13 protein-coding genes are annotated in these 13,883 nt (G+C 56.6%); 1 reads left to right on the top strand and 12 read right to left on the bottom strand.

Annotated features, from left to right (window positions below; all coding sequences use genetic code 11):
* The first annotated feature begins 230 nt into the window (after nucleotides 1-230).
* Nucleotides 231-419 (top strand): 50S ribosomal protein L28, encoded by a 189-nt coding sequence (gene rpmB / locus FHS19_RS10455; RefSeq protein ID WP_047910965.1) that lies wholly within the window; start codon nucleotides 231-233, stop codon nucleotides 417-419.
* Nucleotides 420-773: 354 nt separating this feature from the next.
* On the opposite strand, the gene spoVM is transcribed toward rpmB, so the two are convergent.
* From spoVM to coaBC, 12 genes are all read right to left on the bottom strand, one after another.
* The gene (spoVM, locus tag FHS19_RS10450; RefSeq protein ID WP_036707696.1) at nucleotides 774-854 is read right to left on the bottom strand and encodes a stage V sporulation protein SpoVM; all 81 of its coding nucleotides are present in this window, start codon (nucleotides 852-854) and stop codon (nucleotides 774-776) included.
* A 150-nt stretch (nucleotides 855-1,004) separates the two neighbouring features.
* On the bottom strand, nucleotides 1,005-1,265 hold the full coding sequence (locus tag FHS19_RS10445; protein ID WP_076169943.1) for a hypothetical protein: 261 nt from the start codon (nucleotides 1,263-1,265) through the stop codon (nucleotides 1,005-1,007).
* Nucleotides 1,266-1,269: 4 nt separating this feature from the next.
* Entirely contained in the window at nucleotides 1,270-1,932 is a 663-nt protein-coding gene (rpe, locus tag FHS19_RS10440; RefSeq protein ID WP_089548135.1) for a ribulose-phosphate 3-epimerase, read from the bottom strand.
* Between the two features lie 4 nt (nucleotides 1,933-1,936).
* Nucleotides 1,937-2,851 carry a ribosome small subunit-dependent GTPase A gene (rsgA, locus tag FHS19_RS10435; RefSeq protein ID WP_183581812.1) on the bottom strand — a complete coding sequence of 305 codons (915 nt, stop codon included), beginning with the start codon at nucleotides 2,849-2,851 and terminating at the stop codon, nucleotides 1,937-1,939.
* 156 nt (nucleotides 2,852-3,007) lie between these two features.
* Nucleotides 3,008-5,155: a Stk1 family PASTA domain-containing Ser/Thr kinase gene (gene pknB / locus FHS19_RS10430; RefSeq protein ID WP_183581811.1), complete on the bottom strand. Its 2,148-nt coding sequence runs from the start codon at nucleotides 5,153-5,155 to the stop codon at nucleotides 3,008-3,010.
* The gene (locus FHS19_RS10425) at nucleotides 5,152-5,928 is read right to left on the bottom strand and encodes a Stp1/IreP family PP2C-type Ser/Thr phosphatase (RefSeq protein ID WP_183581810.1); all 777 of its coding nucleotides are present in this window, start codon (nucleotides 5,926-5,928) and stop codon (nucleotides 5,152-5,154) included. Before FHS19_RS10425 ends, pknB begins: the two co-directional genes overlap by 4 nt.
* A gap of 7 nt (nucleotides 5,929-5,935) precedes the next feature.
* The gene (rlmN, locus tag FHS19_RS10420; RefSeq protein WP_183581809.1) at nucleotides 5,936-6,976 is read right to left on the bottom strand and encodes a dual-specificity RNA methyltransferase RlmN; all 1,041 of its coding nucleotides are present in this window, start codon (nucleotides 6,974-6,976) and stop codon (nucleotides 5,936-5,938) included.
* A gap of 154 nt (nucleotides 6,977-7,130) precedes the next feature.
* Nucleotides 7,131-8,456, bottom strand: coding sequence for a 16S rRNA (cytosine(967)-C(5))-methyltransferase RsmB (rsmB, locus tag FHS19_RS10415; RefSeq protein WP_183582886.1), 1,326 nt, complete (start codon nucleotides 8,454-8,456; stop codon nucleotides 7,131-7,133).
* Nucleotides 8,457-8,512: 56 nt separating this feature from the next.
* Nucleotides 8,513-9,445 carry a methionyl-tRNA formyltransferase gene (gene fmt / locus FHS19_RS10410; RefSeq protein ID WP_183581808.1) on the bottom strand — a complete coding sequence of 311 codons (933 nt, stop codon included), beginning with the start codon at nucleotides 9,443-9,445 and terminating at the stop codon, nucleotides 8,513-8,515.
* Between the two features lie 6 nt (nucleotides 9,446-9,451).
* Nucleotides 9,452-9,934: a peptide deformylase gene (def, locus tag FHS19_RS10405; protein WP_183581807.1), complete on the bottom strand. Its 483-nt coding sequence runs from the start codon at nucleotides 9,932-9,934 to the stop codon at nucleotides 9,452-9,454.
* An 87-nt stretch (nucleotides 9,935-10,021) separates the two neighbouring features.
* Nucleotides 10,022-12,565 carry a primosomal protein N' gene (gene priA / locus FHS19_RS10400; protein WP_183581806.1) on the bottom strand — a complete coding sequence of 848 codons (2,544 nt, stop codon included), beginning with the start codon at nucleotides 12,563-12,565 and terminating at the stop codon, nucleotides 10,022-10,024.
* A complete protein-coding gene (gene coaBC / locus FHS19_RS10395) occupies nucleotides 12,565-13,791 on the bottom strand; it encodes a bifunctional phosphopantothenoylcysteine decarboxylase/phosphopantothenate--cysteine ligase CoaBC (protein WP_183581805.1) in 1,227 nt (408 codons plus the stop codon). Before coaBC ends, priA begins: the two co-directional genes overlap by 1 nt.
* Nucleotides 13,792-13,883 lie beyond the last annotated feature (92 nt).

The raw sequence follows: 13,883 nt of genomic DNA, 5'->3' as shown, positions 1-13,883 counted from the left end.
GAATCAATGCACGTTTTCGTTTCGCCATTCGTCCAATTTCGGATAATCATATTCAAAAAAATAAAATGTTAATTGATCCCATCTCAAAATAGTATGGGCTAATCAACATTGTACTATAAGACACCCCAGAAATAAATGTTTTTGCAGGCGGTTGACGAAGCATTTTTTGCTATGATAAAATATATAAGTATTGTTTTATGCAGGTGTTTGGAGCTAAGGAGGTGTAATCTATGTCTCGCAAATGTTATGTGACTGGCAAAAAACCAGGCAGCGGTAACCACGTATCCCACGCTAACAACCGTAACCGTCGTTCTTGGGGTGTAAACGTTCAAAAGGTTCGTATCCTCGTTGACGGCAAACCAAAGCGCGTTTATGTAAGCACTCGCGCGTTGAAAGCAGGTAAAGTTACCCGCGTTTAAGTAATGACATATAAGCAAAAAGCACCTAGTTTCCAGCAGGTGCTTTTTTAATGCCTTTGGCCGGTATCAGTAGGCAGCCATGCCGCTGGCATCTGTCAGAGGTTTTTTTGAAATATAAGGGTTAATCCGCCTGTGTTCTTATACCGGCCTTATATTTCATCCGCGAAACGTGAGCTCCGCCTGTAAGAAAAACGTCTATTGATGTGCTCTCATGGGAAGACGGACTGCGTGCAGCAGAAGTTTTTCTTGCGATCATAGAATCGTTCAGCTCCGCTGAAACTTGTATGTTCTACGATCTTTAATAAGGCGAAGCCGTTTACGGTTGTGCAAGCGGCATACCAAAGGGTATCAAGATCAGCTTTTGTGAAACGTGTTTAAAAGAGCCTTCACGAATCCTCCCAAAAACTTTGGCAGCTTAAACGTGTAAAATTTCATATCTCACCCTCCCCATCATTCTCATGTCATCACGGTATGGTATGCCCTGAACCAGATCAATGTTAAGACGGAACAAAAAAAAGGTTACATGAGAACCTTGACTCATGTAACCATATGTATGCTCAAAGAGCACGCCCTATGCCTTAAGCCTCAAGCCGAAGCCGGAGACAATTGATAAAATTGGTAGACCGACAGCATGAAGATAAACAGCAGGTAGTACAGGATTGAAAAAATAACGTAGCCGATCCTTAATCCCTTGCGTTCGTTTTTCCGGAAATAATAAATGGCCAGCACCACCGCGATCAGCGAGGCGATGGCATTAAACGGCGATTTCAGAATGGAAAATATACCGAGTAACAGGCCTGTTCCGATACTGGCCAGAGTCAGATACAGCGCGTCTTTGAATTTCATGAAGTTATTTTCCCCCGACGCTGCGGCGGATGGCCGAAATGGCAGCGGCTCTGTCAGGCTGTGCATACACGGCGCTTCCCGCCACCAGCACGTCGGCACCCGCCTCGGTTACCAGCGGCGCCGTCTCGGAGGTAATGCCGCCGTCCACTTCGATATGGACGTTAAAGAGCGAAAGTTCGTTCAGCCGCTGGCGGATTTGGCGGATTTTGTGAACGGTGCGCGGAATGAAAGCCTGTCCGCCGAAGCCCGGATTGACGGTCATGACCAGTACCAGGTCCAGGTCCTCCAGCACTTCGCTGATCGCAGAAGCCGGCGTGCCCGGATTCAGGGCAACCCCCGCCTTTACACCGAGCTCTTTAATCATATGCACGACGCGGTGCAGATGCGTGCAGGCTTCCGCATGCACCGTAATGAAAGCCGCTCCCGCCTTGGCGAAATCCGGGATATACCGCTCCGGATTCTCGATCATCAGATGCACATCCAGCGGCAGGGTGGTGTGGGGGGCAATGGCGCTTACGATCGGCGCCCCCAGCGTAATATTCGGCACAAAGTGCCCGTCCATGACGTCGACATGAATCCAGTCGGCTCCGGACTTCTCCGCTTCGGCAACCTCCTGTCCCAGTTTGGCGAAATCCGCCGACAATATCGATGGTGCGATTTTAATCATCGTGTCAATACCTCCGCTTCTTTTCTTTCATTTCCGTATAAAACTGCACGTAATGCTCGTAGCGGCTTGATGCAATATCCCCGCTCTCCTTCGCCTCAATGACTTTGCAGCCCGGTTCGTGCGTATGGCTGCAGCCTCGGAATTTGCACCGCTCCGCGTAAGGCGCGAATTCCCGGAAGCAGGTAGACAATTCCTCCACGCCCAGCTCCAGGAAATCCAGCTGGCTGAACCCCGGCGTATCGGCGACAAAGCCGCCGTTATCGAGCTCGATCAGCTCCACATGGCGCGTCGTATGCTTCCCGCGCCCCAGTCTCATACTGATGGCGCTGGTCTCGAGGGACAGTCCGGGAACGAGCCGGTTCAGAAGCGAGGACTTGCCGACACCCGATTGGCCCGAAAACACGCTGATGACGCCCGTAAGGCGTTCTTTCAGCTCGCTGCTTCCCAGGCCGGAACGTGAACTCGTAACCAGAACCTCATAACCGACCCGCTCATAGAGCTCCTTGACGGCCATTACCGGGTCCTGGGCATCCGTTTCCGCCGCAAGCAGATCCTGTTTGGTGAGACAAATGATCGTCTCCAGGCCGGAATGCTCAATATGGACCAGAAATTTGTCAAGCAGGGACAGGTTGAGATCCGGTTCACGCACGGAAAACAACAGGACCGCAAGCTCCGCATTGGCAACGGGCGGGCGGATCAGTTCGGATCGGCGGGGCTTGATTTCGTCCACCATCCCCTCACCGTTCTCGGTAAGGGAGTACACCACATGATCCCCGACAAGCGGAGAGGTGCCTCTCTTCTTGAAGATCCCCCGCGCGCGGCACTGTACGGCTTCGGCGCTTCCTACGGCTTTTCCGTTCTCCAGCGGTTTGACATAGTAGTATCCGCTCAGAGCTTTCACGATTACTCCATCAGGCATACATTGCAAGGCCTCTCTTTCTTTCCGGCTACTGCCGATAGAGCAGAGCCGGAGATAATATGATTTGTAGTACTTAAAAGTTAACTAACTTGGACATCTATTCAATATGTCCTCGTGACATGGCGATTATCTGTAAATGACCGTTTCGGTGTCGGGTCACTTACCTTTATCCTTACCTTTCCCTTTGTCGGGGTGATCGTTCAGAGTCGTATCCGTTCCCTGATCATTCCCGTCGCCGGAATCCCCCTGATCGCCCCGATCCGTTTCATGGCCCGGATCGCCGGGATCCTCGCCTCCCATTGCCGGGAGCTCGATCGGTGGAACGGTGCCGTTCTGCACATCGGTGTACCGTACGGAATACGTATCGAACACCTGGCCGTCGCGCAGTACCGTGACGACGGCGTCCCGGTTCGGATCGACCACCAGATCGATCGGCAGCACCTGCGTCGTTTGGACGGTCTTCGTTCCCCAATCGACCGTTTTGCCTTCGGTATGGGCGTCCGAGTATTTGATCTGGATTTTCGTATTTTTGCCTTCCTCAACCGGAGCCACAGGCAGGTTAAGCGTATAGTTCAAAGCATCCGCCGGGTAGCCTTTGCTTATCGTGAGCGTGATTTCGGCGTTCGGCGTGGCCTGGGTATTCGGGTCAAACGGGAACTGCTTGATGACTTTGCCCTTCTCAACCGTATAGCTGTTTTCCTCTATGACACTCAGAAGTTTCAGGCCGTTTTTCTCGATCAGGTCCGTCGCTTCCTGCTGCGTTTTGCCGATCAAATCCGGCATTTTTACGGTTTCCTGGCCTTTGCTGACCACTAAAGTAATCTGCGTATTATCTGTATCGACTTCAGCATTGGCTCCCGGATCAGAGCTGATAATCAGGCCCTTTTCAACGTCGTCGCTATAGTCCTCTTTCTTCAGGATGTTATCGTCTTTGATACCCTTGGCAAGCAGCGCCTTTCTCGCATCGTCAAACGTCAGATTCTTCACGTCAGGCATCGACACCTTAGGCTTCTCCATGCTCACCGTCAGCTGAATCGCCGCGCCTTCTTTCACGATCGTACCTTCTGGCCTGCTTTGCTCATAAACGACGCCTTCGTCGACGCCCATCTTGTACTTCCGGATGACCGGATCTTCCACCAGCAGCCCCTTGTCGGTGAGCGCTTTACGTGCCTGATCCTCGGTCATGTTAATGACGCTAGGCACAGTTACGTTCGGCACGACCAGCTTCTGGTTGACATACCACACCACGCCGGCCAAAGCCAATAGAACGACCAGGGTCAAGCTGATCCACAGCGCCGCCCTGCCCGACTTTTTCTTCTTTGGCTTGCCTTTGCCGACCGCCGGCTCGTCCGCCTCGTCATCGTCGTCCACGGCCTGCGCTTTCGCTCTCGAAATGGAGCGAGGCTGGGGCTTGATGGCCGGTATGACACGGGTCCGATCCTCATCGTCCATATCGTCAAACTCGATCTTCGGCTCATTCCGGCGCTCCGGCAGCAGGCAGGTCTCCAGGTCCTGAAGCATTTCCTTGGCCGACTGGTAACGCTCCTGCGGATTTTTGCGCATCGATTTCAGAATGATGTTCTCGACGCTCTGCGGAATAAGAGGATTCACCTCGCGCGGCTCCTCGAACTCCTCTTGAAGATGCTTTAACGCCACGCTGATCGGGCTCTCCCCCAAAAACGGCAGACGTGCGGTCAGCATTTGATACAGTACGATACCAAGAGAATATAAATCCGACTTTTCTCCGGTCACCACGCCCTTGGCATGCTCCGGAGAAAAATAATGTACCGATCCGACCACCGAACCCGTCTGCGTAATCGTCGTCGACGTAACGGCACGTGCGATCCCGAAATCCGTTACCTTTACCCGGCCGTTGCGGCCGATCATAATGTTATGCGGCTTGATATCCCGGTGGATAATTTGATTCTGATGCGCATGATCCAGCGCGTCGCAAATCTGCGAGGCGATTCGCACCGCTTCGTCCACCTGCAGGGGAGCCCGCTCCTTGATGATCTCATCGAGATTATGTCCCTCGACGTATTCCATAACGATATAATGAATGTCGTCTTCCTGGCCCACATCATAAATGCTGACCACGTTCGAATGCGATAGCGAAGCCGCTGACTGTGCCTCCCGGCGGAAACGGCGAATAAATTCCTCATCGTGCACAAACTGTTGGCGCAGCACCTTAATGGCTACGTTCCTGCCCAATAAAATATCATGAGCTTTGTAAACGAGTGCCATCCCGCCGCCACCGATCCGCTCGATCACCTCATAACGACCGCCCAATTCGTGTCCGATCATGAATCCCACTCCTTTATGCTTTGCCCGGCGACTTCGTCTTGAAGTTCGAACAGGGCGACGGTAATGTTGTCATCGCCTCCGGCGAGAAGTGCCAGTTGAAGTAAACGGTCCGCTCTTTCTTCCAGCGGCAGCTCGCGGTTTCCGGATATTTGCCCGATGTGCTCGGAGCTGACCAGATCGCTTAAGCCGTCGCTGCACAAGAGCAGCACCTCTCCGGGGGAGAGGCTGATGGGATACAGGTCCACGGACACGTCAGCGTCCGTTCCAAGCGCGCGCGTAATCGCATTGCGCATCGGGTGGACTTTCATATTCTCCAGGCTGATTTGTCCGCGTTTGTACAATTCATACACCAGTTTATGGTCTTCTGTTAATTGGACGACCTCGCCGCCGGCAACCTTGTAGGCCCGGCTGTCGCCGATATGTCCGATGTAGCCGGAATCCCCGCTCAGGAGCAGGGCCACGACCGTCGTTCCCATGTTGTAAAATTCCTCGTGCTTGGAGGCCTCGGTATAAATCACATCATTGGCGTGCAGGATGGCGTCGCTAAGCGCCGCTTTCAGGCCTTCCGGCGAAATGCCGGATTCCAGCGAGGACAGGTCGCCCGTCATGGTTTCGACGGCCAGCCGGCTGGCTGTGTCGCCCGCTTGATGCCCCCCCATGCCGTCAGCGACGATCCCGAGGGTATAGCCCTGCGGCAGCTGGCCGACCCATACCGAGTCTTCATTGACCGAACGAACCCGGCCAACGTTACTGACATGAACAGTTTTGATCAAATTCCTCTCACCTCAACTCCATGTGCTTGGCCCGCAGCTGTCCACATGCGGCCGCGATATCGTGGCCCTGCTCGCGGCGGATCGTCACGTTCACGCCGCTATCGGCGAGAACCCGTTGAAACTGGAATATATCGTTACGGGACGTTCTGACATACTTGCGCTCCGGCACGTGATTGACCGGAATCAGGTTGACGTGGCACAGCATATCCTTGAGCACGTTCGCCAGCTCCTGGGCATGCTCCGGACGGTCGTTAACGCCGCCGATCAGCGCGTACTCAAACGTTATACGCCGGCCTGTTTTGGCCAGGTAATAGCGAAGGGATTCCATGACATCCTCGAACGGATAACGGCGGTTCACGGGCATCAGCTTCGAGCGGAGCACGTCGTTCGGCGCATGGATGGAAATCGCCAGATTGATCTGGGTGTCCTCATTCGCGAATTTATAAATGTTCGGCACGATGCCGCTCGTGGAGACGGTAATATGCCGCTGCCCGATGTTCAGTCCTTTTTCATGAATCATGATGCGCAGGAACTTCATCGTCGCTTCATAGTTTTCAAAAGGCTCACCCGAGCCCATAATAACGATGCTGCTGACGCGTTCCTCTTTCTCGTCCAGAATCTTCTGGGCCTGCACCACCTGGGCCACGATCTCCCCGGCTGTCAGGTTCCGCTTCAGACCGCCCAGCGTCGAGGCGCAGAAGGTACAGCCGATACGGCAGCCGACCTGGGTCGTGACGCAGATGCTGTTGCCGTAGCTATGCTTCATGATGACTGTTTCAATCGCATGGTCGTCATGCAGGCCGAACAGAAACTTGACGGTTCCGTCCTTGGATTCCAGCTTCGTAATTTCCTGCAGCGTCACAAACTGGAACTGGTCGTCCAGCTTTTTGCGGAGCTCCTTGGAGAGGTTCGTCATTTCGTCGAAGCTGTTGACCCGTTTGACGTAGAGCCAGTCAAAAATCTGGCCGGCACGGAACGCGGGTTCGCCGTTTTCCTTCGCCCAATCTTGCAGGTCTTCCAGATTCAAATCATATATAAAAGGTTTCATTTTCACCACACCTGTCTTTTCATTCATATGCTTATTGTTTCTCATTCTTCCTATTTTAACACAAATAAAAGTAGCGGTAAAAGAGAAAACCCGCCAAGCTCGCGCCCGGCGGGTTACAGGAAGCAGCGGCTGCCCGTGCGGGCGGTCCGCTAGTTTAGGAGAGTCTCTGGATCCGTGCAATGTAAAATCCGTCGCTATGAAAATGCTGCGGCAAAATCTGTACGCCGCCGCCCCGCGATAGCGCCGTACCCAGCAGCTGTTCCCAGGCAGGTGGCGCATCCGGTGCTATAGCGAACTCCGGGTGGTTCCTAAGGAACCGCTCGACGTTCTCTTCGTTCTCCCGCGGCTCGATCGTACACGTGCTGTACACGAGAATGCCGCCGGGCCGAAGCAGGGCCGACACCGATTCCAGCAGCCGGTACTGCAGGGCCGCGATCTCCTCGATGTCCCCTGGGGTCTTGGCCCATTTCAGGTCCGGCTTGCGCCGGATAACGCCAAGGCCGGAGCATGGGGCATCCAGCAGAATGCGGTCGAAAGACGCCGCCGGATAACGCGCGGCCAGCTCCAGCGCATCGCCGGTCACCGGCTCGATTGCGTCCAGCCCGAGCCGCTCGGCCTGCTCGCGGATCAGCTTCTGCTTATGCTCGTGCAGATCGTTGGCGATGATCTTCCCCTCGTCCCGCATCAGCTCCGCCATATGCGCCGACTTGCCTCCGGGGGCGGCGCAGCAGTCGAGCACCTTCATGCCGGGCTCGGGACCTACCGCATCCCCGACCAGCATCGAGCTCTCGTCCTGCACGGACAGCTGGCCATCCCGGTACCAGCCGGTCAGGGCCATGTTGCCCCCGCTGCGGACGAGAATGCCTTCCGGCGTAAGCGGAGACGGCACGGCGTCCATGCCTTTCGCCTCCATCTCGCCAAGCAGGCCGTCGCGGCTGATCATCGTCGTGTTCACCCGGACGCTCACGGCCGGAGGCTCGTTGTTCGCCCGGCAGATCGCCTCGGCCGCTTCTTCCCCGTACTGCCTGATCCAGCGCTGAACCAGCCATTCGGGATGGGAATGCTCCAGCGCGATCCGTTCGGCCGGTCCGAGACGTTCCGGCAGAACAAGCTTGTCGGGACTGCGCAGGACGCTCCGGAGCACGCCGTTCACCATGCCGGAAATGCCCTGGTGGCCGCGGCGCTTGGCCAAGTTCACGGCCTCATTAACTACGGCATGGGAAGGAATGCGGTCCAGGTACATGATCTGGTACAGACTGAGCCGCAGCAGGCTCCGCACCCAGGGCTGCAGCTTGCTCACGCCTTTGCTGACAAAGCGGTTCAGGAAATAATCCAGCGTGTTCATCCGGGAGATCGGACCGTACACGAGCTCGGTCGCAAGGCCGGCATCCTCGCGGGACAGGTTCGCGCGCTGCAGCGCAGCGTTCAGCTGCAGGTTGCTGTAGGCGCCTTCCTGCTCCACTCGCGTCAGGATATCCATCGCCAGCTCGCGTGCCGAGGGCTGGCGGCCCTTCCGTTCTTGGGTTCCACGTCCGCTCACTTCAGCACCGTCCCGGGCGTCATGCTGGTTCCCCGGATAAACTGCCCGGCATCCATCGCCTTCTTACCGCTTGGCTGAATATCGGTCAGCCACAAGGCCCCGTCGCCGGTTTTCACTTCAATACCCTCCGGCGTAAGCTGAAGCACCGTTCCCGGTGCCGCTTCCTTGGAGGCCTTCTCTCCTTTGCGGGAGCCCCAGACCTTGAACACGTCGTCGTTCCAGAACGTAAACGCCCCGGAAAAAGGCACCAGGCCGCGAATTTGATTGTAAATATCGCGCGTGGACTTGCTCCAGTCGATTTTCTCGTCTTCACGCTTCAGGTTCGGAGCGTATGTAGCCTGCGAGTCATCCTGCACCGTCACCGGGATGCCGCCTTCCAGCAGCCGCGGCATCTGCTCTTTGAGCAGCGCCGCCCCGGCGGTGCTCAGCTTCTCGAACAGCGTTCCCGAGGTATCTTCGTCGGTGATGGGTACCTCCACTTGAGCGATCATGTCGCCTGTGTCAAGCCCTTCAGCCATGTACATGAGCGTAATGCCCGTCACCGTCTCGCCATTGATGATGCAGCGCTGAATCGGCGCGCCACCTCTGTATTTCGGCAAAAGCGAGCCGTGCACGTTGACGCAGCCCTTGGCAGGTAGATCCAGCACCGCTTTCGGCAAAATTTGCCCGTAGGCGGCCGTAACGATCAGATCGGGCTTGTAGGCCGCGAGCTCGCTTACCGCCTCGGGATTGCGCATGCGCTGCGGCTGCAGTACCGGCAGACCGTGCTCAAGCGCCACTTCCTTGACGGGCGTCGGCATCAGCACCTTCTTCCGTCCCTGCGGACGGTCCGGCTGCGTGACGACGGCCACGACGTTGTAGCCCTCCTCAAGCAGCATGCGGAGACTGGGAACGGCAAACGCGGGCGTCCCCATAAAAACGATATTCATCAGGCATTACTCCTTTCCGGCGCGTTCCGGTGTATACTCATACACTCTTTCTGCAATGTCGGTAAACAGCACGCCGTCCAAATGATCGATTTCGTGCTGGAAGCATCGGGCCAGCAGGCCGGTGCCTGTAATCGTCAATTCCTTGCCGTTCTCATCCAGCCCTTTCACCGTAACCTGCTCGGCACGGCGCACGTCCCCGTTTAATCCAGGGATGCTCAGGCAGCCCTCCGGGCCGAACTGCTCGCCGTCCTTGGCTACGATTTCCGGATTGACCATCTTGATCAGGCCGTGCTCATCGCCGACGTCGACGACGATCAGTCGCTTCAAAATGCCGACCTGCGGCGCGGCCAGGCCGACGCCCTCCGCGTCGTACATCGTGTCCGCCATGTCGTTCAGCAGCTTTTTGACATTGGGGGTAACTTCTTTCACTTCTTTAGCGGTTTTATGCAAAACCTCATCCGGTTCTTTCACAATAATTCGGATCGCCATGCTGACACCTTCCTTATCGGGTTCAAATATTCATTGTTAGTTATTCATCCATAATTCCATATGATGACGGTACGCCGCTTAGCGCCGCTACATCAGCATTTGCGGGTCTACATCGATACTGATTTGAAGCTTCGGATTCTGGGCGGTATCCTCGAGCTGCTCGGCGGCTTCCCTGACCAGGCCGACAGCGTCGATGGTCCCACGCCATTTTATCATACATTGAAATCTGTATCTATTTTTTATCCGGGGCACAGGAGATGCCACAGGCCCCAGCACGTCAAAAGCGTCCGAGGTCAGCCGGTCCAGGCTGCCGTACCAGCCATTCTGCCGGGCTTTGCCCTGGAGAACGGATACCATGTTCTCCGCCATCCGGACGAGAAACGGCAGCTGCTCATGCGACAGCGTGACTAGAATCAGCCGGCAGTACGGCGGATAATGCAGGTTCCGCCGGTGCTTCAGCTCCTCCCGGACAAACGAATCGTAATCATGCCCGCTGGCGTGAATGATCGAATAATGATCCGGCGTATAGGACTGGATCATGACCTCGCCGGGCAGCTGGTGGCGGCCGGCCCGGCCGGCGACCTGGGTCAGCAGCTGGAACGTCTTCTCGGCGGCGCGGAAATCCGGCAGATTGAGCGCCGAATCGGCCGTGATGACGCCGACCAGCGTTACGTCCGGAAAGTCTAGCCCTTTGGCCACCATCTGGGTGCCCAGCAGCACGTCCGCTTTTTTGTCCCGGAACTGCTTCAGCAGCTTCTCATGCGACCCCTTCTCCGTCGTAGTGTCCACGTCCATCCGGATCACCCGGATCCCCGGGAACAGCTTCGCGAGCTCCTCCTCGACGCGCTGCGTACCGGTGCCGAAATAGCGGATATGCTCGCTTCCGCAATCCGGGCACACGGACGGTGCCGGCTCGGCATAGCCGCAGTAGTGGCAGCGGAGATTGTTCGATTTCTGATGGTATGTCAGCGAAATGTCGCATTCGGGACAGCCCGCCACGTAGCCGCAGCTGCGGCACATGACGAATGTGGAGTAGCCGCGCCGGTTGAGCAGCAGCACGGTCTGCTCCTTGCGTTCCAGCCGGGCCGCAATCGCCTGATGCAGCGAACGGCTGAACATGGAGCGGTTGCCTTCTTTTAATTCTTCCCGCATGTCGATGATTTGTACTCCAGGCAGCTCGTTGCCGAGTGCCCGGGCTTTCATCTCGAGCAGCATCGGCGCAAACTCATCGTTAACCTGCGATCTCGCGGCATGGTAGCTCTCAAGCGATGGCGTCGCCGAGCCCAGAATGACCGCTGCGCCGTGCTGCATCGCCCGCCGGACGGCCACGTCCCGGGCATGGTATTTCGGGCTCTCTTCCTGCTTGTACGACGTTTCATGCTCCTCGTCCATAATGATGAGCCCGATCTTGGCAAACGGCGCGAACACCGCCGATCTGGCACCGATGGCTACGGCCGCCCGGCCTTCGCGGATTTTGCGCCATTCATCGTAGCGTTCCCCGCCCGACAGGCGGCTGTGCATGACGGCGACCTGGTCGCCGAAGCGCCCTTTGAACCGCTCCACCATCTGCGGCGTCAGCGAAATTTCCGGCACAAGCACGATGGCCTGCCGGCCCTGCGCGATGCAGCGCTGGATGCTCTGCAGGTAGATTTCGGTCTTTCCGCTGCCCGTAACGCCATGCAGCAGAAACACCCCGTGCCGCTGCGCATCGAGCACCGAAACAATACGGTCATAGGCGTTCTGCTGCTCTGCTGTCAGCGGCAGCGGATCGCTTGGTTTGAACCAGCGACCCTGGTAAGGGTCCCTGAACGCTTCTTTGTCCTCGATCGTAATGTAACCTTTATCCGCAATCCCTTTCACAGTCGCGGCCGACACCTGCAGCGTTGCCAGGACATCCTTCAGCGCAAGCGGAAGCATCTCTTTCATTTCCACAATAAACTGCAGCACTTCTCGCTGACGCTGCGCTTTCGGCGCGAACGACTCCAGGGCGGCCTCCGCTTCCTCCGGCGTTACCGCAAGATCGACGGCTTTCAGCGTCTTGATCTGCAGCTTGTCCTTGATGGATTGGTTTTCCTGCAAAACACCCCGGCGCAGCAGCGATTTGATCACCGGCGCGCTGTCCGGAAACTGCCGGCTTAGCTGCTTGAAGGTGACCTCACCCTTTTTTTCGACGAAATCAAGAATCGCCCGCTCGTCGCCGGAAGGCTCCAGTTCCAGTTCGAGCAAGCCGCTGGAATACAAATCCTCAGGCTCCTTCGCCTGCGAGGACCCCAAAGAGATAAACCGTTCAGCTTTGCCCTTGAGGGCCGTAGGCACCATGACCTGAAGCGCCGTAATCATCCGGCAGGCATACCTGCGGCTCATCCACGCGGCCAATTCCACCAGCTCTTCGGACAGCGGCGGAATGACGTCAAGCACTTCCTGAATAGCCTTAAGCTTCATGCCGGCAGCCGCTGGCTCCGGCTCAAGCGCGACCACGAATCCCTGGACCGTGCGGTGGCCGAACGGCACGCCGACCCGGCTTCCCACCTCGATCCATGCCCGCATGGATTCGGGAATGAGATAGTCAAAGGGACGGTCGGTATCACGCACCGGGACGTCGACGATCACCTTTGCCACACGTATCTCCATCAGGACAAAGCCCCGTTCATCCGGGCCGCAGCGATCGTCAGCAGGCGCCGGGCCACGTCGTCCTTGGTCATTACGGGCATTTGTTCGACCAGTCCGCCGGCATCGTACACCTGAACCATGTTGGTATCCGATCTGAAGCCGGCTCCCTCCGCCGTCACGTCATTGGCCACGATCAGATCGGCGTTTTTCCGTTTCAGCTTATCCTGGGCATATTTCTCCACATCATTCGTCTCCGCCGCGAACCCAATCAAAAACTGCTTTGTCTTCGTTTTGCCCAGCTCCTCCAAAATATCCACCGTTTTGACGAGCTCGAGCGTCATCGTATCCCCTGACTTTTTCATTTTGCTTGCAGCTGTCACCTTCGGACGGTAATCCGCGACGGCCGCCGCCTTGATGACCAAGTCGCAGTCCTCCCAATGTTCCAGGACTGCCCGGTACATATCCTCGGCGGACTGGACTTTCACCGCCTCAACGTCCGCAGGGGGCTCAACGTCGGTATGGCCGTAGACCACATGCACGTCCGCGCCCATTTCTTTAGCGGCCTTGGCGATGGCAAACCCCATTTTCCCGGAAGAATCATTGGTGATGTAACGCACCGGGTCGATCCGCTCAACCGTTCCGCCCGAAGTCACGATGACCTTTTTTCCGCGGAGCAGACCCTGTCCCTGCACGGATGCATGATCAGCCGCAAAAAAGCGCTCCACCACCTGGACGATCGTTTCCGGCTCCTCCAGCCGCCCCTTGCCCACATAGCCGCAGGCAAGCAGTCCTTCGCCGGGCTCGATCATCATCGCGCCCCGGGATTCGAGCAGCCGCATGTTGGCTTGAACCGCCGGATGGGCATACATATGCACGTTCATGGCCGGTGCGATCATGACCGGCGCCTCAGTGGCCAGCAGCGTTGTCGACAGCATGTCGTCCGCCAGACCATGGGCCATTTTCGCGATCATGTTGGCTGTAGCCGGGGCGATGAGGACCAGGTCGGCCTCGTCGGCCAAATGGATATGGGAGACGACGGATGGATCGCGCTCATCGAACGTGTCGCTGTATACCGGATTTTTGGACAGATTCTGAAAGGTCAGCTCTGTAATAAACTGCTTCGCTGATTCCGTCATGATCACGTGGACGTCTGCGCCTTTTTGCACCAGCTTGCTGCACAGACTGGCCGCCTTAAACGCCGCGATTCCACCCGTAACGCCGAGCACGATGGTTTTGCCGGTTAACATACGATTTCCCCGCTTTCCGTTTCATTTAGATAGAGAAAAAAATACAACCTTGCGGTTGTATCTGGAAGACGTCTATACACTCTTGCTGCAAA

Origin of the sequence: Paenibacillus rhizosphaerae (assembly GCF_014192015.1) — a bacterium.
In the GTDB taxonomy this organism is placed as follows: Bacteria; Bacillota; Bacilli; order Paenibacillales; family Paenibacillaceae; genus Paenibacillus_AQ; species Paenibacillus_AQ rhizosphaerae.
This window is presented reverse-complemented; position numbering and strand designations above follow the sequence as displayed.

What these genes read in the sequence shown, in the direction of transcription:
- fmt (WP_183581808.1), bottom strand. Translation starts at nt 9,445, where the DNA reads ATGAATATCGTTTTTATGGGGACGCCCGCGTTTGCCGTTCCCAGTCTC.
- rpmB (WP_047910965.1), top strand. Translation starts at nt 231, where the DNA reads ATGTCTCGCAAATGTTATGTGACTGGCAAAAAACCAGGCAGCGGTAAC.
- pknB (WP_183581811.1), bottom strand. Translation starts at nt 5,155, where the DNA reads ATGATCGGACACGAATTGGGCGGTCGTTATGAGGTGATCGAGCGGATC.
- rlmN (WP_183581809.1), bottom strand. Translation starts at nt 6,976, where the DNA reads ATGAAACCTTTTATATATGATTTGAATCTGGAAGACCTGCAAGATTGG.
- coaBC (WP_183581805.1), bottom strand. Translation starts at nt 13,791, where the DNA reads ATGTTAACCGGCAAAACCATCGTGCTCGGCGTTACGGGTGGAATCGCG.
- priA (WP_183581806.1), bottom strand. Translation starts at nt 12,565, where the DNA reads ATGGAGATACGTGTGGCAAAGGTGATCGTCGACGTCCCGGTGCGTGAT.
- rpe (WP_089548135.1), bottom strand. Translation starts at nt 1,932, where the DNA reads ATGATTAAAATCGCACCATCGATATTGTCGGCGGATTTCGCCAAACTG.
- rsmB (WP_183582886.1), bottom strand. Translation starts at nt 8,456, where the DNA reads ATGGATATCCTGACGCGAGTGGAGCAGGAAGGCGCCTACAGCAACCTG.
- FHS19_RS10445 (WP_076169943.1), bottom strand. Translation starts at nt 1,265, where the DNA reads ATGAAATTCAAAGACGCGCTGTATCTGACTCTGGCCAGTATCGGAACA.
- spoVM (WP_036707696.1), bottom strand. Translation starts at nt 854, where the DNA reads ATGAAATTTTACACGTTTAAGCTGCCAAAGTTTTTGGGAGGATTCGTG.
- def (WP_183581807.1), bottom strand. Translation starts at nt 9,934, where the DNA reads ATGGCGATCCGAATTATTGTGAAAGAACCGGATGAGGTTTTGCATAAA.
- rsgA (WP_183581812.1), bottom strand. Translation starts at nt 2,851, where the DNA reads ATGCCTGATGGAGTAATCGTGAAAGCTCTGAGCGGATACTACTATGTC.